The organism is Vibrio cortegadensis (genome assembly GCF_024347395.1).
Classification (GTDB): domain Bacteria; phylum Pseudomonadota; class Gammaproteobacteria; order Enterobacterales; family Vibrionaceae; genus Vibrio; species Vibrio cortegadensis.
On the sequence record NZ_AP025472.1, the window covers coordinates 1966137 to 1987511 of the forward strand.

19 protein-coding genes are annotated in these 21375 nt (G+C 41.7%); 8 read left to right on the forward strand and 11 right to left on the reverse strand.

Annotation, left to right across the window (positions count from 1 at the left end):
- Positions 1-16 precede the first annotated feature (16 nt).
- Together OCV39_RS09270 and OCV39_RS09275 are read left to right on the forward strand one after the other, a co-directional pair.
- Positions 17-706 carry a TVP38/TMEM64 family protein gene (locus OCV39_RS09270; RefSeq protein WP_017051952.1) on the forward strand — a complete coding sequence of 230 codons (690 nt, stop codon included), beginning with the start codon at positions 17-19 and terminating at the stop codon, positions 704-706.
- Positions 703-1020, forward strand: coding sequence for a DUF2007 domain-containing protein (locus OCV39_RS09275; protein ID WP_171756577.1), 318 nt, complete (start codon positions 703-705; stop codon positions 1018-1020). The genes OCV39_RS09270 and OCV39_RS09275 overlap by 4 nt, the downstream gene beginning before the upstream one ends.
- A gap of 68 nt (positions 1021-1088) precedes the next feature.
- On the opposite strand, the gene OCV39_RS09280 is transcribed toward OCV39_RS09275, so the two are convergent.
- The 4 genes from OCV39_RS09280 to topA all read right to left on the reverse strand — a co-directional run bounded on the left by OCV39_RS09280 (position 1089) and on the right by topA (position 8075).
- On the reverse strand, positions 1089-1889 hold the full coding sequence (locus tag OCV39_RS09280) for an alpha/beta fold hydrolase (RefSeq protein WP_017051950.1): 801 nt from the start codon (positions 1887-1889) through the stop codon (positions 1089-1091).
- Between the two features lie 216 nt (positions 1890-2105).
- Complete coding sequence (glgA, locus tag OCV39_RS09285) at positions 2106-3563, reverse strand: glycogen synthase GlgA (protein WP_261888350.1); 1458 nt, start codon at positions 3561-3563, stop codon at positions 2106-2108.
- A complete protein-coding gene (glgC, locus tag OCV39_RS09290; protein WP_084654806.1) occupies positions 3553-4782 on the reverse strand; it encodes a glucose-1-phosphate adenylyltransferase in 1230 nt (409 codons plus the stop codon). The genes glgA and glgC overlap by 11 nt, the downstream gene beginning before the upstream one ends.
- Before the next feature lie 656 nt (positions 4783-5438).
- Complete coding sequence (gene topA, locus OCV39_RS09295) at positions 5439-8075, reverse strand: type I DNA topoisomerase (protein WP_261888351.1); 2637 nt, start codon at positions 8073-8075, stop codon at positions 5439-5441.
- A 515-nt stretch (positions 8076-8590) separates the two neighbouring features.
- Here topA and OCV39_RS09300 point away from each other — a divergent pair.
- A complete protein-coding gene (locus tag OCV39_RS09300) occupies positions 8591-8839 on the forward strand; it encodes a YciN family protein (RefSeq protein ID WP_017051945.1) in 249 nt (82 codons plus the stop codon).
- Between the two features lie 51 nt (positions 8840-8890).
- Here the strand turns inward: OCV39_RS09300 and aroA are convergent, their stop codons facing one another.
- Both aroA and OCV39_RS09310 read right to left on the reverse strand, forming a co-directional pair.
- Positions 8891-10171 (reverse strand): 3-phosphoshikimate 1-carboxyvinyltransferase, encoded by a 1281-nt coding sequence (gene aroA / locus OCV39_RS09305; protein WP_261889502.1) that lies wholly within the window; start codon positions 10169-10171, stop codon positions 8891-8893.
- A gap of 151 nt (positions 10172-10322) precedes the next feature.
- On the reverse strand, positions 10323-10778 hold the full coding sequence (locus OCV39_RS09310) for an outer membrane lipoprotein (RefSeq protein WP_017051943.1): 456 nt from the start codon (positions 10776-10778) through the stop codon (positions 10323-10325).
- Positions 10779-10809: 31 nt separating this feature from the next.
- On the opposite strand from OCV39_RS09310, the gene aat reads away from it, so the two are divergent.
- From aat to infA, 3 genes are all read left to right on the forward strand, one after another.
- Positions 10810-11532: a leucyl/phenylalanyl-tRNA--protein transferase gene (gene aat / locus OCV39_RS09315; RefSeq protein WP_261888352.1), complete on the forward strand. Its 723-nt coding sequence runs from the start codon at positions 10810-10812 to the stop codon at positions 11530-11532.
- Positions 11532-12230, forward strand: coding sequence for an arginyltransferase (locus tag OCV39_RS09320; RefSeq protein WP_113797496.1), 699 nt, complete (start codon positions 11532-11534; stop codon positions 12228-12230). Before aat ends, OCV39_RS09320 begins: the two co-directional genes overlap by 1 nt.
- Positions 12231-12311: 81 nt before the next feature.
- Positions 12312-12530 (forward strand): translation initiation factor IF-1, encoded by a 219-nt coding sequence (gene infA, locus OCV39_RS09325; RefSeq protein WP_001040192.1) that lies wholly within the window; start codon positions 12312-12314, stop codon positions 12528-12530.
- 160 nt (positions 12531-12690) lie between these two features.
- Here infA and clpA read toward each other — a convergent pair whose 3' ends face one another.
- The gene (gene clpA, locus OCV39_RS09330; protein ID WP_136993743.1) at positions 12691-14958 is read right to left on the reverse strand and encodes an ATP-dependent Clp protease ATP-binding subunit ClpA; all 2268 of its coding nucleotides are present in this window, start codon (positions 14956-14958) and stop codon (positions 12691-12693) included.
- A gap of 44 nt (positions 14959-15002) precedes the next feature.
- Positions 15003-15323 carry an ATP-dependent Clp protease adapter ClpS gene (gene clpS, locus OCV39_RS09335; protein WP_113797675.1) on the reverse strand — a complete coding sequence of 107 codons (321 nt, stop codon included), beginning with the start codon at positions 15321-15323 and terminating at the stop codon, positions 15003-15005.
- Positions 15324-15770: 447 nt separating this feature from the next.
- Here clpS and cspD point away from each other — a divergent pair, with 447 nt between their 5' ends.
- Positions 15771-15986 (forward strand): cold shock domain-containing protein CspD, encoded by a 216-nt coding sequence (gene cspD / locus OCV39_RS09340; protein WP_017051938.1) that lies wholly within the window; start codon positions 15771-15773, stop codon positions 15984-15986.
- A gap of 168 nt (positions 15987-16154) precedes the next feature.
- On the opposite strand, the gene OCV39_RS09345 is transcribed toward cspD, so the two are convergent.
- A complete protein-coding gene (locus OCV39_RS09345) occupies positions 16155-18380 on the reverse strand; it encodes an NADP-dependent isocitrate dehydrogenase (RefSeq protein WP_261888353.1) in 2226 nt (741 codons plus the stop codon).
- 368 nt (positions 18381-18748) lie between these two features.
- On the opposite strand from OCV39_RS09345, the gene OCV39_RS09350 reads away from it, so the two are divergent.
- The gene (locus tag OCV39_RS09350; RefSeq protein ID WP_261888354.1) at positions 18749-19441 is read left to right on the forward strand and encodes a pseudouridine synthase; all 693 of its coding nucleotides are present in this window, start codon (positions 18749-18751) and stop codon (positions 19439-19441) included.
- 63 nt (positions 19442-19504) lie between these two features.
- Here the strand turns inward: OCV39_RS09350 and OCV39_RS09355 are convergent, their stop codons facing one another.
- Together OCV39_RS09355 and OCV39_RS09360 are read right to left on the reverse strand one after the other, a co-directional pair.
- Complete coding sequence (locus OCV39_RS09355; RefSeq protein WP_136993740.1) at positions 19505-20149, reverse strand: DUF2057 family protein; 645 nt, start codon at positions 20147-20149, stop codon at positions 19505-19507.
- Positions 20150-20218: 69 nt separating this feature from the next.
- Entirely contained in the window at positions 20219-21229 is a 1011-nt protein-coding gene (locus OCV39_RS09360) for a porin (RefSeq protein ID WP_261888355.1), read from the reverse strand.
- Positions 21230-21375: the final 146 nt, after the last annotated feature.

Consider the following 21375-nt stretch of genomic DNA (forward strand, 5'->3'; position numbering starts at 1 on the left):
GCAAGGAGCTTCTTCCATGAGTAAAAAACTAATCATTGGTATCCTTTTAGTCGCTGTTGTTCTTTTTTTAGGCGTTAACTTTGGTCAATACCTAACCCTTGAAAACGCAAAAGCCCAACAAGCCGTACTCAACGAATATATCCAAAACAACTTCGTCGTTGCTGGCCTAATTTACTTCCTTGCTTACGTATTGATCACCGCGTTTTCAATTCCGGGAGCCGCTGTCGTCACACTTTTAGGCGCTGCTCTTTTTGGATTCTGGTTTAGCCTGTTCTTGGTCTCTTTTGCTAGCACAATTGGAGCAACGTTAGCGTTTTTGAGCAGTCGCTTCCTATTAAGAGATTGGGTGCAAAGTAAGTTTGGAGACAAACTAGAGGCGATTAATAATGGTGTTGAAAAAGATGGGGCGTTTTATCTCTTCTCATTACGCTTGATCCCTGTTTTCCCATTTTTCTTAATTAATCTATTGATGGGCCTAACTCCAATCACCACCTTAAAATTCTACCTAACTAGTCAATTAGGTATGCTCGCTGGTACCATGGTCTACCTAAATGCAGGCACACAGCTTGCCGAAATAGACTCGCTTTCTGGCATTGTTTCACCCTCCGTATTGGCGTCATTTGCACTACTCGGTCTATTTCCTATCATCGCAAAATGGTTAATGGCAAAATTTAAACCGACAACTCATGCAGAGAATGAATCATGAAAGCATTTATTGCGAGCACACCAACTGAAGCGCATATCGTGTGTGAATGGTTGAAGAGCGAACGCATCGACTGTGAAGTTCGAGGTGAGGGGTTGTTTGGTCTTCGTGGCGAGTTACCACTAAATGATGATACAGATGCTTATATTTGGTTACACAACCCTGAACAAGCACTAAAAGCGAAAGCCATTATTGATGACTACCAGCAACAATGCAGTAGTCACCAACAACATTCATGGCACTGTCAGCACTGTAATAATGAGAATGAACCGCAATTTGGAGTTTGCTGGAGTTGTAGTCATAGCCGCGATATTTAACTACTAAGCAATGATAGCTCTATAAATATAACTCGCACCGTTAACGAGTAGTACTCTTCCCCGATAATCTACTCGTTAATTTGTTTTTGAATAAACTCTATAGAGTGCTTATTAAACTCCTCAGGTCGCTCGACATTACATACATGCCCACAATCGGGAATCTCACACAACTCGCTCGACTCATGCACTGCAATCATCTCTTTTACCGGTTGGATAAACATGTAGTCTTTCTCACCCATTAAATAAAGTGTAGGGATGGGTAATTCACTGTCTTTAAAATAGCGCATCAAAGGGTTAACTTCAGAGGTCAACATAAACCAGCGTTTAAATTCTTTCTGGCATAATTTCTTAGCTTCTCGGATAAAGAGGTTGCGCGACTCTTTCTGATTTCGCTGCGGCATAACAATGTAAGCGAAAAGGCTATACAGCCACATGTAAGGGATAATGTGCTTGCTCATGTTACCGAGCTTCACCAGTACTTGCGATCGAGTATTAAGACGAGTAACGGCACCACCCAACACCATAGAACGAACACGATGGGTGGCAAGTTCCGCGATATTTCGAACAATAATCGTCCCTAGCGACATGCCAACAAAATGTGCTGAACGGATCTTAAGGTGATCTAATACTCTAAGGATGTCCATAGTCACCGTTTTAAAAGTATACCGATTACTGATCAGCTCTTTCAGAAGTTGATTCGATTTTCCGTGTCCTCTCAAATCAATCAGTAAAAGATTAAAATGAGCTTTATACGCTTTGATTTGTTTAAACCAAATGGATGAACTTCCGCCCGCACCATGCACAAACACCACCCATTCTTCACTTGTGGGATGAGTATAAGTTTTATGGAATAAAAGAGACTCAGTCATAAATTAGGAGGTTCGCTATATATCAATGGGATTTAAAAGTGGAATGGAAGATTAACACAGATCAAGCGGATTGGAGTTTAGCTAATGTCAGATATTAGCTATTAGGGTAAAAAAGTGTGAGATTAGCGGTCTTATAAGCTAATTTAATGATATTACTATCGATAAGCACCACATTATAGAAATAAAGTGAAGACGCCATCACGCCTTCACCTTTATTTATAGAGCGTCTCGATACATAGCGAGATAGGTTTTCGCCGCTTCACTCCAAGAGAACTCTTGTTTCATGGCTTGTAACTGAACACGTTTAATTTCCGCAGGCTGTTGTGTATAAACCAGCAGAGATCGTAGCATCACAAGCAGCAATGCATTCGAGCTTGGCTCACTGAAACTAAATCCTGTTGCGTCAAATGGAGAACTATCGTAATCAACAACGCTATCTTTCAACCCACCAACTGAACGAACAATCGGCAGCGTTCCATAAGCCATACTGTATATCTGATTGAGGCCACAAGGCTCAAATTCAGATGGCATTAAGAAGAAGTCAGAGCCCGCCTCAACTAAATGAGCCAATGTGTTGTCGTACGCTTCTACAAAAGCAAACTTATCGGAATGCAGTGACATGATCTCTTTCAGTTGTTCTGCTAGGACAGGATCCCCTGTTCCAACCACCACAACCTGTAGATCATTTTTCAAAAATTCAGACAGAATTGGTAATAAGTAGTGCACGCCTTTCTGATGAGTTAACCGGCAAACCATGCCGTAAACTGCAACCGATTTCTCTGGTAACCCCACTTCAGATTGGAGTTGTTGCTTACACACTTTCTTGCCGCGAACCATACTCTGATGAGAGGCTTTATACTGTTTAAGGATTAAAGTGTCCTTCTCCGGGTTCCATGCCCCGTAGTCACAACCATTTAGTATCCCATACAGATCATCACTACGCTGTTGAAATTCAGCAGCCATACCGTGGCTACCTAACTCAGTGAGTAACTCTTTCGCGTAGCTAGGGCTTACTGCATTGATCTTGTCTGCATTCAGGACACCGGCTTTAAGCATGGTGATATGAGTTTCACTTACGGCAGCATCTGGGGCATACCGAACATGAAATTCGTGTACGCTACTTTGCAGCTCATCGTAACTGAACACACCTTTGAATACCGCGTTATGCACCGAAATGACACTCTTCATTTGAGCGTAAAATTCCTCTTTCGCATAACGGTGTTTCAAAAAGTATGGGACAAACCCAGTATGCCAATCATTAGCATGAACGATATTTGGTTGAAACGATAACTTCGGCAGCATATCGAGACAAGCAGCACTAAAGAAAGCAAAACGTTCACCATTGTCAGCATACGCTTGGTTATTTTCTGCGTACATTTCAGCACGGTCAAAAAACTGAGGACAGTCAATGGCGTACACCGATGTACCTTCTAACGTTAACTCTCGCACCATATATGGCGTATGAGGCCAATGCTCAAGTTGTGTATCTAATAGAACTTTTGCTTCTGTAACACCTGGAATTTTTCTGTACGCTGGAAGTGTGATTCGTACATCTTGCTCTAGGTTTTTTAACGCTAAAGGCAGTGCCTTGGCAACATCTGCCAAGCCACCGCTTTTAATTAACCCTTCGACCTCTGATGCAACAAACAGAATAGAAAGAGTTTTAGTAGCCAATGCGCGCTCCTTTAGGGATAACAACAATGCCTTCATCCGATACATGATAATGCTTTTTATCTTCTTGGAGGTTTACGCCAATCTGTGTGTCAGGTGCAATATCGACATCTTTATCGACAATAACTCGACGTAATACACACCCTTCACCGATCTTCACATCACCAAGTAGAATACTTTCGCTAATGTCACACGTCGAAGCGATATTACTTCTAAATCCAAGTACTGATTTCTCAATACGCGAACCACGAACAAAACTACCGTTACATACCAAGCTATCAATAATCTGTACTCGACCATTCACTGAATCAGTGAAAGTTGCTGGCGGTAGTGGTGGGTAGTAAGTATGTAGGGGCCACTTGCGGTTATAAAGTGAGAAAGGAGCATCTTCAGCAAGAAGATCCATATGAGCCTGCCAGTACGCATCAATCGTACCTACATCGCGCCAATACACTTCCTCTTTTTCGCCAGTGATCTTATTTGTACTAAAGTCATAAACAAATACATCACCACGTGGGTACATATTAGGAATGATGTCTTTACCAAAATCATGGCTAGAATCTTCTTTCTCAGCATCGGCGTTCAATTCAGCAAACAGATTCTGAGCTTCAAATACATAGTTACCCATTGATACAAGTGCGAATTCAGGGTCACCCGGAATCGATTTAGGGTTGCTTGGCTTCTCTTCGAAACCTATCATGCGGCCCTCTTCATCCACTTCAATAACACCAAATTCACTTGCTTCGGCAACAGGCATGCGAAGAGCTGAAACCGTTAGAGACGCTTCTTTCTTCTGGTGGAAATCAAGCATCTGCTTAATGTCCATTTTATAAATATGATCAGAACCAAAAATGCAAACGTGTTCTGGCTCTTCTAATTCCATAAAACGTAAGTTTTGGTAGATAGCATCTGCTGTGCCTTCATACCAACGCTTACCTGTTCTCATTTGAGCAGGAATCGGATCTATAAATCGGTCCGTGATCCCACTAATATTCCAGCCCTTTTTCATGTGGTGAAATAACGATTGAGATTTAAATTGAGTTAACACGTAAATTTTCATCAGATCTGCATTAACAAAATTGTTCAATGCGAAATCTATTAAGCGATAACTTCCACCGAACGGAACTGCAGGCTTACTACGAGATTCGGTTAAAGGCCTTAAACGAGAACCTTCACCGCCAGCAAGAATCATACCCAATACACCAGCCATTTTATTCTCCATATATAGCTTATAAGAATGCTCGATATTTACTTGTGAAGAAATACTTCGGGGGAAGCAAACATCGATTCTGTATACTTTATGCGCATCAATACACCAATTAAGATCCCAGTATGGTGTACTTATTTATTAAGCCTCGCGCAGGTTGAGTGCTATATTTATTGCACTTTGTTTCTTATAACTTATCTTTTTTAGAAGAGAATACCAATTTAAAAAATCCTATTCTTCGACACTATACATTTTGTGTGCGCAAGTCGTAGGTTCGGTCACATTACACCGCCAAGACCAAACAATAAATCAACATGCAATCAACATAAACCACACACGCAATTTGTTCACCTTGAGCAGTATAATAATCTCAGGTGACAGTTATATGAATTTACAATCACTTCACGAATGAATTGCATAGTTAGCCCCTGAGCTCAAACTACCTATTTTATTGACTTCGGCATATTTTATTATTTCATGGCTGGATATTATTTCGGCGATTTTGCTTATATTTACAAAACACCACACTAATTAAATGAATCAATAAAACGGATTCAATTATCAAAGAGAGAAAAGGGCCAGTGTTGATTTATTAACAAATTTGACAAATATAGATATCGGATTGATTTAATGCTTGTATAAAAAAAGCAGCTCGAAAGCTGCTTTTAAATTTATTTTGTCTCTTTTTTGGGCTTCTTACGTTTATCCGTAACTTCCCATTTCCCATCGATATAAAGTGCTGTCCATCCTGATGGCTTTCCATCAATTTCCGAACGAACGTAGTTCTCTTTCGATTTACGACTAAAACGAACCACCGTTGGTAATCCATCTGGATCAGCAACAGGAGCAGACGCCAAGTATTGGAATTTTGGTGAAATTCGATCTTTAAAGCGAACCAACTCTTCGACTAAAGGTGCTCTTGTTTCACGCGATTTAGGGAAGTTACTCGCAGCCATAAACAGACCTGAAGCACCATCGCGTAGTACAAAGTAAGCATCCGAATTGCTACAAGGAAGTTCAGGTAAATGAACTGGATCTTCTTTCGGTGGCGCGACTTCACCATTTTTCAATATTTTACGCGTGTTTTTACACTCTTCACTCGTACAATCCATATATTTGCCGAAACGACCATTTTTAAGAACCATATCAGAACCACACTTGTCACACTCAACAAGCGGTCCGTCATAGCCTTTCACTTTGAATTCGCCATGCTCAACAATGTAGCCTTCACAGTTCGGGTTATTACCACAAACATGCATTTTGCGCGTTTCATCAATTAAGTACGCGTCCATTGCCGTTTCACAAATTGGACAACGTTTTTTAGCTCGCAATGCCGCGGTTTCAACGTCTTCTTCCAGCACGTTTACTACGCCATCTTCATCGCCTAAGTTAATGGTCGTTTTGCAGCGCTCTTTCGGTGGCAGTGCATAGCCAGAACAGCCAAGGAACACACCAGTAGAAGCGGTGCGAATACCCATCGGACGTTCACATGTAGGACACTTAATATCGGTCTCTACAATGTGGTTAGGCTTCATACCACCAGCATCTTCATCGAGATCAGCGGTTTCTAAATCACCGGTAAAATCAGTAAAGAAGTTATCTAGCACACCTTTCCAGCTCGTTTCACCTTCAGCGACTTGGTCCAATTTCTGTTCCATGCGCGCGGTAAAATCATAGTTCATCAGGTCATTGAAACTGCCGTCTAATCGATCAGTAACAATTTCACCCATTTTTTCAGCATAGAAACGGCGCTGTTCAACTTTTACGTACCCACGATCTTGAATCGTCGAGATAATAGAAGCGTAAGTAGATGGACGGCCAATACCACGTTTTTCGAGCTCTTTAACTAATGCAGCTTCAGTAAATCGAGCTGGTGGCTTAGTAAAGTGCTGTTTAGGATCCAGTTTAACAAGGCTCAGCTTATCGCCAATTTGAACCGCAGGAAGGATGGTATCTTCATTTTTACCCATTGGACGCTGAACACGTGTCCAACCATCAAATTTTAGAATACGGCCTTTCGCTTTCAATGTGTACTCGTCGGCTTTCACACTCACGGTTGTTGAATCGTATTGCGCTGGTGTCATCTGACACGCAACGAATTGATTCCAAATCAGTGAATATAGTTTATGTGCATCAGCATCAACACCATTTAGGTCATCTGTTTTCACTTCAACACTTGAAGGTCGAATCGCTTCATGCGCCTCTTGTGCGCCTTCCTTGCTGCCATACACTAATGGTTTTTCGGGAAGGTAATTCTGACCATACTCGCTACCGATAAACTCACGAGCAGCATCCACGGCTTCTGAGCTCAAGTTTGTTGAGTCAGTACGCATATAGGTAATGTAACCCGCTTCATACAAGCGTTGAGCTAACATCATCGTCTTCTTCACGCCATAGCCTAAGCGTGTACTCGCCGCTTGTTGCAGCGTCGATGTAATATAAGGAGCTGAAGGTTTACTCTTCGTTGGACGATCTTCACGTTTACACACTTCATACTGCGATTTTTGCAGCACAGACAACGCACTATTCGCTTCAGCTTCATTGACAGGTTTAAATGCAACACCTGCTTTTTGAGCGACCATCAAGCGGAAATCAGTAGAATCCTTAGTGTGTGTATCTGCGTGGATATCCCAAAACTCTTCTGGAATAAACGCATTGATTTCACGTTCACGCTCCACCAGAAGTTTAACTGCCACAGACTGAACACGGCCCGCAGACAAACCACGCGCCACTTTTTTCCATAACAGCGGTGAAACCATGAAACCAACAACGCGGTCCATGAAACGACGCGCTTGTTGAGCATTAACGCCATCCATATTGAGTTCACCAGGCGTTTCAAATGCCTGTTGGATTGCGTTTTTGGTAATTTCGTTAAACACAACGCGTTTGTATCGCTCTTCATCGCCGCCGATGATCTCACGAAGGTGCCATGCGATAGCTTCTCCTTCGCGGTCCAAATCGGTTGCGAGATAGACGAAATCAGCGTCTTCTGCTAGTTTCTGTAATTCCGCCACGACCTTTTCTTTGCCCGGCAAAATTTGATAATTGGCTTCCCAATCTTGATAAGGGTTAATACCCATTTTCTTGATAAGTGCTTTGCGATCTTTCTCTTTCTTGATACGAGCTTTTTCTTCGACGCTCATTCCTTTGGTAGAAATAGCAGCGGCTTTTTTACCCGTACTTTGACCGGCAGTAGGAAGATCACGTACGTGACCCACACTAGACTTCACGATGAAATCTTTACCAAGATATTTATTAATGGTTTTTGCCTTGGCTGGCGATTCCACTATAACGAGCGATTTACCCATAATTGACTCTAACGTCCTTAATCACGACGCGATTGGAAAAAGAGAGCTGAATCAGATAACAACTATTGCATCTTAATTAGCATCTTTCGCGATTTCGCATGATGTTCGAAATTATTGCTTCTTTTTTTACTATTGAGCGAGATTACAAGAAGATCAACCTGTTTTTTTAAATTTGACTCTGATTGCTCGACAAATCATCGACTATGACACTTACTAATTCATTTACAGTAAAAGATGAACAATAACTATTATCCTTTAAATCAGTGACCCCAAGCAAACGCGGCATATAGTAAACATGTGATATTGCTAATACCTAACGGACTTAAGCGTTTTTTGCCATAAATCACAGAATAACCACGATCTTTTTGTTGTCGGCATCAGTTAAGTTAGCAAAACTATTGAAATTCACCACAAGGTACATACACTGTCGATTCAATTTGCCCTGTAAGTACAGGCGTTCGTTTCTCAACAACTCTCTGTTTACTCGGTACTGGCTATTTAATTGGACAAAAATCATGACCACTAAAAAATCTATTTCTTCATTTGACCTTCTACTCATTGCCAATCAAATCATTCAAGAACACGATGATTACATCGAAGGAATGCGCGCTGATTCAGTAGAAGAAAAAGAAGAAGTTTTAGTATTTAAAGGTGAATATTTTTTAGATGACAATGGGCTTCCAACCCAGAACACAACTGCCGTTTTTAATATGTTTAAATACCTTGCCATAAACTTATCTAAAGAGTTCACTTTAGAAAAATAAATCAACATATTGCGAATTAAGGCCCTTAACCTCAAGGGCCTAGTTGAACACTTATTGACTCAAACGTTGCAGCTGTTCGAAGTAATCTGGAAACGTTTTTGACGTACATTTCGGATCATTAATCGTCACCGGGGTATTGCTCAACGCAACGAGAGAGAAACACATTGCCATACGATGATCGTCGTAGGTATCAATTGCAGCATGTTGAATTTCCGAGCATGGCTTAACAATGATGTAATCCTCACCCTCTTCCACCTCTGCACCTACTTTGCGTAATTCTGTCGCCATTGCCGATAGACGATCGGTCTCTTTTACTCGCCAATTATAGACATTTCTAATGGCTGTAGTGCCCTTAGCAAATAGCGCAGTTGTTGCAATGGTCATCGCCGCATCTGGAATATGATTGTAGTCAAGGTCTACGCCTTTCAGTTCACCGCGGCGAGCAATGACATAATCGTCGCCCCACTCAATTTCCGCGCCCATTTTTTCAAGCGCATCCGCAAATTGAATATCGCCTTGAATGCTATTTTTTCCAATACCGGTGACTTTTATTTCACCACCTTTAATCGCGGCTGCCGCAAGAAAATATGAGGCAGAAGAAGCATCTCCTTCAACTAAAAAGTCACCTGGAGAATGATAAGATTGACCCGCTGGAATCACAAATTCTTGGTAGTTAAGATTTTCCACCTTAACACCAAATTGCGCCATGATATGAAGAGTGATATCGATATACGGTTTGGATACTAAATCGCCAATAATCTTAATCCGCACTTCTCCATCAGCTAGAGGCGCAGACATTAGAAAAGCGGTTAAAAACTGGCTTGAAATAGATCCATCAATAGAAACAGTGCCCGACTTGAGCCCTTGCGCTGCAATCTTCAAAGGTGGGTAGTTTTCATTCTCTAAATATTCAATCTGAGCTCCGGCTTCACGCAAAGCATTCACTAGATGGCCAATTGGGCGCTCTTTCATCCTTGGTTCACCAGTAAGTACGTACTCACCACTGCCAAGACAAAGCGCTGCCGCAAGAGGTCGCATCGCGGTACCTGCATTGCCTAAAAATAGCTCTACCGATTGAGAGCTATCAAACGCTTTCCCTAACCCTTCAACTTCACATACGGTCTTATCATTCGATAATTGATACTTCACACCCAGCAATGTAAGAGCATTAAGCATATGTCTAATATCATCGCTATCGAGCAAGTTCGTTAAACGTGTTGTTCCTGTCGCGAGAGCAGCCAATAGCAGGGCTCGATTCGAAACACTTTTCGAGCCTGGTAAATTCACTTCACCATTCACTTTTTGTATGGGTTGTAACGTTAGGCTTTCCATTGAGATAATCTGTCCTTGAGTTGTACTCGCTGTCATATTCAGCAACCAACTATGTAAAATTGTTCGTCTAGTCAGACTATCTAAAATTAATCCTGAACTCCAGAGCTAATCTAATTCAAATTAAAGGATATTTAGTCATTCAATGGCAGCATCAGTAAACCAAATCGACACGCACCCCATCATCAAAATAGAGAATACGAACAGAATCACCACGATTGAGCAGCATAGTGCTATCAACATCTTGGATCACATCGACAAGCTTTCCAGAATCAGTCTTAATTAAAATCTCCACCAGCTTATATTCAATTTTATATTGGCTAGTTGCTCGATTTCGTGCGACACCAGCCCCAGCTATTGCCCCAACCGCTGTCGCGACCTCTTTTCCTGATCCGCCACCGAACTGGTTGCCAATCAGCCCACCAACGACACCGCCTAACAATGTCTCCCATCCGTTAGCCTGCGACTGTACAATCTGCTGTTCAGTGATATATCGAACGGAATCAACTTTTCCATACACGACAGAGTTTACTGGACGTGCTTGATTTCGTTGGTATCCTGCATTGGCGAACATGGGTAAAACAAGTAAGATTAATAACCAGCGTTTCATTTTATTTCTCCATCTTTCACATTAAGTATTTATGACCCTATATCTCACTGAGTTAGAAAGCGACAATAATCGGTTTCCTTCCCCGTACGAAGCCCTAGAAGAACCTAACGGCTTGCTCGCATTCGGAGGTGATTTACATCCACAACGCATTCTAACTGCTTATAGTAACGGTATCTTTCCTTGGTATGGTCCCGGAGAACCTATTCTTTGGTGGAGCCCCTCACCGCGAGCCGTCTTTAACCCTAAGACCTTCAAACCATCGAAAAGTGTAAAAAAGTTTCAAAAAAAACATCGCTATAGCATCAGCATCAATCGAGCTACCTCTCAAGTGATTCAGTTGTGTGCCCAGTTGCGACCTGCAGAAGAGACATGGCTAAACGAAGAGATGAGAGCTGCCTATATAACTTTAGCAGAGCAAGGGCATTGTCACTCGGTCGAAGTATGGCAGGATGATGAGCTCATTGGCGGGTTATATGGGATATTAAGAGGGAAAATATTCTGTGGCGAGTCCATGTTCAGTATTGAGCCCAACGCCTCTAAAATCGCTCTGTGGTATTTTTGTAACCATTTTTCAACGTACTCCGGCCAATTAATCGACTGTCAGGTCATGAATCCTCACTTAGCTTCTCTAGGCGCAGTTGAGATTGAACGAGACGATTTCTTACAGAGACTGCTATCCTATAGAGACAAGCCCGTTTCAATGAATTGCTTTAAAACTCAGTGGTTAACTTGGCCTATTGAGGGAAATGAATAATGAGTTCAGATTTGCAACAAATAAAAATTGGATTGACCGATAATCACCCGTGTAGCTATTTGGCCGATAGACAAGAACGCGTTGCGGTTGCACTTGATAATGAAATGCAAACCGCGGCAAGCTATGAAATTTTACTTGCGAATGGCTTTCGTCGCAGTGGCGATACGATATACAGGCCTCATTGCGACAAATGCCAAGCCTGCACAGCTTTACGTGTCGACATTCCTAATTTCAAACCATCGAAAAGTCAGAAAAGAGTGTTAAATAAAGCGAACCACCTTCGATGGGAGCTCAAAAGCAGCATGGATGAGCAGTGGTTTGAACTTTATAGCCGTTACATTAATGCTCGCCACAAGCATGGCACTATGTACCCACCAAAGCAGAAAGAGTTTTTCCAATTTTCTCAAGCGAAGTGGCTAAATTGTCGATTTTTACACATCTACGATCAAGAAACGCTGGTAGCGATTGCGGTCACTGATGACTTAAATAATTGCGCCAGTGCTTTCTACACCTTTTTCGATCCTGATGTTGATCTTTCCATTGGGACGTTAGCAGTGCTATACCAAATTCAATATTGCCAAAAACTTAACAAACAATGGCTATATTTAGGTTATCAAATCGACGATTGTTCAGCGATGAACTATAAAGTACGCTTTCAACCTCATCAAAGGCTAGTAAATCAGCGATGGCAAGGGTAGAATACGCGACAAGTTTACATATCTAGATTTTAGTGGCGACACTTAGCCGCTAAAGGATGCCAAGTTTCTAAAGAGGATTAAATGGCTAAAGAAGACGTAATTGAGATGCAAGGCACTGTACTTGATACTCTACCAAACACAATGTTTCGTGTTGAACTAGAAAATGGTCACGTAGTTACAGCTCATATCTCAGGTAAAATGCGTAAGAACTACATCCGTATTCTTACTGGTGACAAAGTAACTGTAGAGATGACTCCATACGACCTATCCAAAGGCCGCATCGTCTTCCGCGCTCGTTAATATCTAATTTACGACTGCAATAAAAAACAGAGCCTAATTGCTCTGTTTTTTATGTTTTACGATTAAAAAAATACCCACTATGTCTAGTGGGTATTTTATTTTTATACTATAAACGTTCAGCGTTAGTCTTTAATTTTTAAGCCGCTAAACGTCACCTTCATCAATGAATCGCTTTCTCTTTTGTTCCAATGTACTTGAACTTAAGCTCTTCATCTTCAAGTGTCACCTTCACCGTACCGCCATCAACTAATGACCCAAACAGCAACTCATTAGCAAGAGGCTTTTTCAGACGCTCTTGAATCACACGCCCCATTGGTCTTGCCCCCATCGTTTTGTCATAGCCTTTATGAGCTAACCAGTGGCGAGCATCCTCTGAAACTTCAAGCGACACGCCACGCGCATCTAACTGTACTTGAAGTTCAACGATGAATTTATCCACCACTTGATGGATCACACTCTCATCAAGACTATTGAACCAAATGATGTTATCTAAACGGTTACGGAACTCTGGCGTAAATACTTTCTTGATTTCGGCCATCGCATCAGGGCTATGATCTTGCTGAATAAGCCCCATTGATTTTTTCTCAGTTTCTGCCACACCAGCATTGGTTGTCATCACCAATATCACGTTTCGGAAATCAGCTTTTCGGCCATTGTTATCCGTCAATGTACCGTTATCCATCACTTGTAAAAGCAAGTTAAAAATATCTGGGTGCGCTTTTTCAATCTCATCAAGCAAGACGACAGCATGTGGATGCTTAATCACCGCGTCCGTTAATAGCCCGCCTTGGTCATACCCAACATAACCAGGAGGAGCACCAATCAAACGACTGACTGAATGGCGTTCACCGTACTCAGACATATCAAATCGCAACAGCTCAATACCCATCAATTTAGATAATTGCACTGTCACTTCCGTTTTACCCACCCCTGTAGGGCCAGCAAACAGGAATGAACCGACAGGTTTGTTATCAGCGCCTAAGCCAGCACGAGTCAATTTAATCGCCTCGCTAAGAACGTCGATCGCAGGATCTTGTCCAAACACCAGCATTTTCATTTTGTCATCGAGCTTCTGCAAAATATCTTTATCAGAAGAAGAGACCGATTTTTCGGGGATACGAGCCATTTTTGCTACCATCGACTCGATATCGGCAACGCTTACGGTTTTCTTACGACGGCTAACGGGAGCCAAGCGACTACGAGCCCCTGCTTCATCGATCACATCAATCGCTTTATCTGGCAGATGACGTTCATTAATGTATTTGGCAGAAAGTTCTACCGCTGCTCGCAATGCCTTATTGGTATAACGAACATCGTGGTGCGCTTCATATTTAGGCTTCAACCCGATAAGAATTTTAGTCGTGTCATCGATCGAAGGTTCAACCACATCAATCTTTTGGAAACGACGAGAAAGTGCGCGTTCTTTTTCAAAAACAGTGCTGTACTCCTGGTAGGTAGTTGAACCAATACAGCGTAACTTACCACTACTCAATAGCGGTTTGATCAAGTTTGCAGCATCCACTTGCCCACCCGACGCGGCACCTGCACCAATGATTGTATGGATTTCATCAATGAATAAGATCGCATCATCTTCTTTTTCTAGCTGCTTCAAAATACCTTTAAAGCGTTTTTCAAAGTCACCACGGTATTTAGTGCCTGCCAAAAGTGAGCCAATATCTAACGAGTAGATAATGCTGTCTTGAATGACTTCAGGAACTTGCCCTTCAACAATGCGCCACGCTAAACCTTCTGCGATAGCCGTTTTGCCGACACCAGCTTCGCCGACTAATAGAGGGTTATTTTTACGGCGACGACACAATACTTGAATGGTTCTTTCTAACTCTTTATCACGTCCGATAAGCGGGTCGATTTGGCCTTTTTTCGCCACTTCATTGAGATTGGTCGCGAAACTTTCTAAGCGTTCATCCGAATTCGCCTCTTCAGCGCCCTCACTTCCAAATGACTCAGAAGAAGAGTCTTCATGGGAATCCGCGGCTTTGCTAATACCATGAGAGATGAAATTCACAATATCTAAACGGCTAATATCATTCTTTTTAAGCAGGTACGCGGCATGGGACTCTTGTTCACTAAAAATGGCAACGAGTACATTTGCCCCTGTGACTTCACTGCGACCAGACGATTGAACATGGAACACAGCACGCTGCAGCACTCGCTGAAAGCTAAGTGTTGGCTGCGTTTCACGCGATTCGTCATTTTCTGGGATAAGCGGGGTGGTTTGATCGATAAAAATATCGAGCTCTTGACGAAGGGCGTCTAATTCTGCTTGGCAGGCAAGCAACGCATCCTTAGCTGCATCATTTTCTAATAACGCAAGTAGGAGGTGTTCAACAGTCATAAATTCGTGCCGTTTGTCGCGCGCGCGAGCAAATGCACCGTTGAGACTCGACTCTAATTCTTTATTCAGCATATGTACCTCCTATAGGAACAACTTTGGTTGCTCAAGCAAGCCGACTACGCTTGCTCCATTGTACATAGTAGCGGATGCTCATTTTCTTTTGAGTACATCGTTACTTGGGCTACTTTTGTTTCAGCAATCTCAGCACTGAATGTACCGCAAACTGCTTTTCCATCATAATGAACCTTAAGCATAACTTGTGTTGCTTTATCAATATCCAATGAAAAAAAACGTTCTAGGATCTCGATGACAAAATCCATCGGGGTGTAATCATCGTTGTTTAATATAACGTTATACATTGCCGGCGGTTTTATCTGTGTCCGCTCTTTCTCCAGTAGGTTTGAGTCTGGAGTTACCCATTCAAAATTTTTACTCATGGCCATCAATGTTTGTAGGACTTCTAAACTTATCATTTCACAAAATGACGTATAAATCTTTGAACTTGCACACTGCAAAACATCCTTATAAAAAACATTTCACATCTAAAGACTAATGCACCATTGGTAACGCTGCAAATAAAAGATTGCGATTGCTACTAATTCGGTATCTTGTTGATTAAAAAGACAGCAAGTAAAAATTTCCCATCTCGCCTTAACAGTATATCAGTTTGCAAAAAAGTTACAGCCAAGTTAATTGCAAGGTGATTTAATTACCAATATGTTGTTATTTATACTATCGAACTATTGACTAGATGAAATCATTGGCTACATTGGTGCGTAGTGGTCAATTTTTTACCAGTTGGTAATTCATTGAGTGTTAGGGAAAAGAAACACTCATCTACACCACAACAATATCAGTAATAAAATGCATTAAGGACGTATAGCATGGCTACAGGTACAGTAAAATGGTTTAACAACGCTAAAGGGTTTGGTTTTATTAGTCCGGAGGATGAAGAAGGGGATATTTTCGCACATTACTCCACTATTCAAATGGATGGTTACCGCACTTTAAAGGCCGGGCAACAAGTCGCGTACGAAGTTGAAAAAGGGCCAAAAGGCTCACACGCCAGCTCCGTCATGCCCATTGAAGCAACAAAATAGCCAAAAATACGTAATGTAAGCAACCCATCTCAACAATGCTTACTCGACAGCTAAATGGTTACATAAAAAAACCCGCTATTCATTAGCGGGTTTTTTACTGGACAACGCATTAGCAACAATTAACGTTCAATAGCGCAAGTCTGTCAATGGCGCTTTTCTTCAATAACACTAGTCTTCAATAATGCTATTCAGCGTCGAGCTTGGGCGCATTAACGCTGATGTTTTCGCATCATCAATGAAGTAGTAACCACCAAGGTCACCAACAACACCTTGCGCATCGTTCAATTCAGCCACAATAGCACTCTCGTTGTCTGCTAACTGCTTAGCAATAGGCGCAAACTCAGCAGCCAGATCAGCGTCGACACTCTGATCTGCTAGTGCTTGAGCCCAGTATGTCGCAAGATAATAGTGGCTACCACGGTTATCAAGCTCACCCACTTTACGAGATGGCGATTTGTTATTATCTAAAAAGTCACCTGTCGCTTTATCTAAAGCATCCGCTAGAACCTGAGCTTTCGCATTACCCGAAACAACACTTAAATGCTCCAGAGAAGCCGCTAGTGCTAAGAACTCACCTAAAGAATCCCAACGTAGATGGTTCTCTTTTTCAACTTGTTGTACGTGCTTAGGCGCAGAACCACCCGCCCCTGTTTCAAACAGGCCGCCACCGTTCATTAATGGAACAATGGATAACATCTTCGCAGAAGTACCCAGCTCCAAAATTGGGAACAGATCGGTTAGGTAGTCACGCAATACGTTACCTGTTACAGAGATCGTATCTAGGCCCTCTAAGATTCTAACCAGCGAATATTCTGTTGCTTCTACAGGAGATAGGATTTTAATCTCTAAGCCTGACAAGTCGTAATCTGCTAGATAAGTTTCAACTTTCTTAATCAACTCTGCATCGTGTGCGCGTTGTGAATCTAACCAAAAAATTGCAGGCACATTCGATGCTTTGGCACGAGTAACCGCAAGTTTCACCCAATCTTGAATTGGCGCATCTTTCACTTGGCACATGCGGAAAATATCACCCTGTTCGACGATTTGTTCGATCAAAACAGAACCTTCAGCATCAACAACACGAACGGTACCAGCAGCATCTAAGATGAATGTTTTATCATGCGAGCCATACTCTTCCGCTTTTTGAGCCATCAAGCCAACATTTGGAACACTGCCCATGGTGGTTGGATCAAATGCCCCATTCTCTTTACAGAAATCGATAACCGATTGGTAAACACCTGCATAGCAGCGATCTGGGATCAGTGCTTTAGTATCTTTTTGTTTACCGTCTGGGCCCCACATTTGACCAGAAGAGCGAAGCATTGCAGGCATTGAAGCATCAACGATGATATCGCTTGGTACGTGCAAGTTTGTGATACCTCGGTCTGAGTCAACCATTGCCAGTGCTGGTTGAGTCTCGTAAACCGCGAGAATTGCCGCTTCAATCTCTTCTTTTTGAGCTTGTGGTAATGACGCGATTTTTGCGTAAACGTCCCCTAATCCATTATTAACATCAACACCTAGCTCTTCAAATAGGTCGCCATATTTAGCAAACACATCTTTGTAGTACACTTTAACAGCGTGACCAAAAATAACCGGATCTGACACTTTCATCATGGTTGCTTTCATGTGCAGCGAAAGTAGAACATCTTGTTTTTTCGCGTCTTCAATCTCTTTCTCAAAGAATGAAACGAGAGCTGATTGATTCAAAACCGACGCATCAATAATCTCTTTATCTTGAAGTGCTAGTGCATCTTTAAGTACTTTAGTCGTTCCATCTTGGGCTACAAATTCAATGCGAGCTTGTGTTTCACCAGAGATAGTGACTGATTTTTCACTACCAAAGAAATCTTTATCATCCATGCTCGCAACATGAGATTTAGAATCTGCAGACCACGCGCCCATTGAATGAGGGTTTTTCTTCGCGTAATTCTTAACAGAAAGTGGCGCTCGGCGATCCGAGTTACCTTCACGTAATACTGGGTTTACTGCGCTGCCTTTAATTTTGTCGTAAGTCGCTTGAATCGCCTTTTCATCGTATGTATTTGGCTCTTCAGGGTAGTTAGGTAGTGCGTAACCTTTCGCTTGAAGTTCAGCAATCGCCGCTTTTAACTGTGGTACCGATGCGGATACGTTGGGAAGCTTAATGATATTCGCTTCTGGCGTTTTCGCTAATTCACCTAACTCAGCAAGGGCATCAGAGATACGTTGGTCTTCTTTTAAATGCTCTGGGAAGTTAGCAATAATACGCCCAGCCAATGAAATATCGCGGGTATCTACATTGATTCCTGATGAAGCCGTAAAAGATTGAATGATTGGCAGTAAAGAGTACGTCGCCAAAGCCGGTGCTTCATCTGTGATGGTATAGATAATGGTTGGTTTTTCTGTAGGCATGAAATTTCCCTATAGTTCTAACAAGCTCTAGTAACATTAGAGCAATGTGAATTGCGCTCCTAAGCTAGCGAAACACTAACCTACTCGCATAATTGCACTCTTTATATTTTTTAAACGAAGCATTCTCCGCCTGAGCAATGCTTGTTCAAATCCATGAGTGCATTGGCAGTACCAGTCTTAATAACTCGATATTCAAGTCAATAAACATATATGTAGATTGGTATACCACTTATAATTAAACAAAACATGACGAATAGTCTATTATCTTGTTCGTTGTTGTGTCATTTAGGCGCGCAAATGATATCTCAAATCCCTTCTCGGGAAAACTTTTGAATACAGTCCATTTACATTTTTGCAAGGTACTTAACATGTCTTCTCGTTCTAGAAGCGCAAATAATAATAATCGCACTTCAGATAAACCTTCTCATTTCAAACATAAAGCAGTAAATGGCGCGACATCTAAGCCATTCAAAAAGCGACCATCAAAATCTCATAGAGCAGACAAGAAACCTAGAATCGCAATTGAAGATAGAAAAGTCATCTTATTTAATAAGCCATTTGATGCCTTAAGTCAGTTTACTGATGGTGATGGACGCAAGACACTTGCGGATTTCATCCCCATTAAAGATGTCTATGCTGCTGGTCGATTAGACCGTGACAGCGAAGGTTTACTGGTGTTGACCAACGACGGTATTTATCAAGCGCAACTCACTCAGCCATCCTCTAAATCGCCAAAAACCTATTGGGTTCAGGTTGAAGGTGCGCCGCTTGAGGAAGATTTAGAAAAATTGAGAAGAGGTGTAGAGCTAAAAGATGGTATGACACTACCCGCTCAAGTTGAAGTGATGCAAGAACCTTCAGTGTGGGACAGAACGCCACCAGTGCGCTTTAGAGCGGCAATACCAACGACTTGGCTAGCTATTACTATCATTGAAGGCCGAAACCGACAGGTGCGTCGCATGACGGCTAATATCGGATTTCCGACACTGCGTCTGATACGCTATTCGATGGGTGACATGAATGTGGGAGATTTGAAGCCAGGTGAATGGAAAGAGCTGTAATTAAAAGGTACCAAGAGGTTGTTCAAGCCCATTTAAGGTTTGATGGGCTTGAACGAATTCATGTTATTCTTGGTCGATTAGCCATTTTCTAAACGTTTTACGCTCTTCAGGTGTCGCTCTTGAATACCAAAGCTTCATTTGAAGGCTTGTTTCAGTTTCTACTGCAACTGTTTCAGGTTTAACAGTCGTTGACTCTTGTAGCTGTACCTGCTCAAGCTCTTTTTTCAGTGAGCGAATCTTACCTGATTCAAAAATTAAACCATGCGTTTGGTTATAACTTTTGACTAAGGCCGGAACATTAGAGTACGGGAATACATCACTTATGGGAGGAAGCACAACTTGCTCACCCTGTGTAGACGCACCATCAATGATGAATTCAAAAATTGGCTGCTTATCTTCAACGCGTTGCTTTGTCTCGCTAAAAGTTTTCGATAATAACTGTATAGTGATATCACTGTTTTGTTCAGCTTTTACCACTGCAATATATGGTACTGAACTAAAATACTCGCGCTTACCTTTTTCACTTAATCGCCCAGCAAACTCAACCACAAGTTGATTCTCACCGCCGATCAGTGAAATATTGTCTACATCTTCAACTTTTTCGCCATTTACAACCAATAAATCAATCCCCGAATCTAAATTGATCGTAGCAGAAAAAGCTAAACTACTGGATAGCAACGTAATGCACGCAATAATGAACTTATTCATTGAACTCCCCTAGAATTAAAAAAGCCAGCGTATCCACGCTGGCTTTTGACTATAACATGTAAACGCTAATTAGAACGTGTAGTAAACACCAGCAGTTACTGTATCAGCATCATATGTTTTAACATTGTTATCGTAATCAGCTGTTTGGTACTCAAGGAAACCAGTAACATTGCTAAGTACTTCGTAATCAGCACCAACAACAAGGTTAGTTGATTCTACATCAACGTCAGCACCTGTAGCTGTAATTTCATCAGCTTTTGCTAGTGAGTAAGTTGTATATAGACGTAGCTTCTCGATTTGGTAAGCAGCAGCGAAACCTAAAGTATCACCAGACATTTTGTCAGCTGAATCCCAGTAACCGTAACCGTCATTACCTTCATATTCTGCATAAGTAAGCGCTAAGAATAGGTCACCAAATTGAGCAGAACCAGATACACCCATTACTGAGTAATCAATATCAGCAGCAGCATCACCAGTTAGGTAAGAAGCACCAATTGAGTAATCACCCATTGTGTAATCAGCAGATACACCGTAAGTGTTATCAACGTTTTCGTCAGCATCAGTGTTAACATCTGCAACAAGAACTAGGCCTTCAGCAGCTTTAATTTTGAATACAGCACCGTGACCATCAGACTCTTTATGGTTACCACCAGTTGAGCCCATGTAGTTACCTTCGTTAGTGATATCGTCTTTTTGGATTGCATCCATAGACTCTGCTAAGTCACCAACTTCACCAAACGCTACACCCCAAACATCAGTTTTAACACCAACTAGAACATCATCAAATCGTGCAACGTTTTCTTTGTCAGCAATTTTAGTTGTTTCAATTTCAAAAGATGCAAAAGATGTTAGTGAGTCATTAATTTTATGCTCAGCATCTAATTGTATTTTACCCCAAGTAGAAATGTCAGCATCTGCTTTAGAAGTAGAACCATTAAAATTATCTTGCTCAGAAGTTGTTAAAAGAATATCAACTTCACCTTTAAGAGAAACTTTAGAGTTATCGCCAGAGTAAATTTCTGCCGCGTTTACTGAACCAGCCGCTGCTACTACAGCTAATGCTAATAGAGTCTTTTTCATAATAATCCACTGCCTTTTCTATAATTGGGAAATCCTTGCCCGGTTCCCTTAGTTTGATAGCACTGACGTTTTCTATGTTGAAAACTTATCAGCACCTCTAAATTTCGAGGTCTAGATTGCAAAAGATTATTCTGCGTGTCAAATAA

What these genes read in the sequence shown, in the direction of transcription:
- OCV39_RS09270 (WP_017051952.1), top strand. Translation starts at nt 17, where the DNA reads ATGAGTAAAAAACTAATCATTGGTATCCTTTTAGTCGCTGTTGTTCTT.
- OCV39_RS09275 (WP_171756577.1), top strand. Translation starts at nt 703, where the DNA reads ATGAAAGCATTTATTGCGAGCACACCAACTGAAGCGCATATCGTGTGT.
- OCV39_RS09280 (WP_017051950.1), bottom strand. Translation starts at nt 1,889, where the DNA reads ATGACTGAGTCTCTTTTATTCCATAAAACTTATACTCATCCCACAAGT.
- glgC (WP_084654806.1), bottom strand. Translation starts at nt 4,782, where the DNA reads ATGGAGAATAAAATGGCTGGTGTATTGGGTATGATTCTTGCTGGCGGT.
- topA (WP_261888351.1), bottom strand. Translation starts at nt 8,075, where the DNA reads ATGGGTAAATCGCTCGTTATAGTGGAATCGCCAGCCAAGGCAAAAACC.
- OCV39_RS09300 (WP_017051945.1), top strand. Translation starts at nt 8,591, where the DNA reads ATGACCACTAAAAAATCTATTTCTTCATTTGACCTTCTACTCATTGCC.
- aroA (WP_261889502.1), bottom strand. Translation starts at nt 10,171, where the DNA reads ATGGAAAGCCTAACGTTACAACCCATACAAAAAGTGAATGGTGAAGTG.
- OCV39_RS09310 (WP_017051943.1), bottom strand. Translation starts at nt 10,778, where the DNA reads ATGAAACGCTGGTTATTAATCTTACTTGTTTTACCCATGTTCGCCAAT.
- aat (WP_261888352.1), top strand. Translation starts at nt 10,810, where the DNA reads ATGACCCTATATCTCACTGAGTTAGAAAGCGACAATAATCGGTTTCCT.
- OCV39_RS09320 (WP_113797496.1), top strand. Translation starts at nt 11,532, where the DNA reads ATGAGTTCAGATTTGCAACAAATAAAAATTGGATTGACCGATAATCAC.
- infA (WP_001040192.1), top strand. Translation starts at nt 12,312, where the DNA reads ATGGCTAAAGAAGACGTAATTGAGATGCAAGGCACTGTACTTGATACT.
- clpA (WP_136993743.1), bottom strand. Translation starts at nt 14,958, where the DNA reads ATGCTGAATAAAGAATTAGAGTCGAGTCTCAACGGTGCATTTGCTCGC.
- clpS (WP_113797675.1), bottom strand. Translation starts at nt 15,323, where the DNA reads ATGAGTAAAAATTTTGAATGGGTAACTCCAGACTCAAACCTACTGGAG.
- cspD (WP_017051938.1), top strand. Translation starts at nt 15,771, where the DNA reads ATGGCTACAGGTACAGTAAAATGGTTTAACAACGCTAAAGGGTTTGGT.
- OCV39_RS09345 (WP_261888353.1), bottom strand. Translation starts at nt 18,380, where the DNA reads ATGCCTACAGAAAAACCAACCATTATCTATACCATCACAGATGAAGCA.
- OCV39_RS09350 (WP_261888354.1), top strand. Translation starts at nt 18,749, where the DNA reads ATGTCTTCTCGTTCTAGAAGCGCAAATAATAATAATCGCACTTCAGAT.
- OCV39_RS09355 (WP_136993740.1), bottom strand. Translation starts at nt 20,149, where the DNA reads ATGAATAAGTTCATTATTGCGTGCATTACGTTGCTATCCAGTAGTTTA.
- OCV39_RS09360 (WP_261888355.1), bottom strand. Translation starts at nt 21,229, where the DNA reads ATGAAAAAGACTCTATTAGCATTAGCTGTAGTAGCAGCGGCTGGTTCA.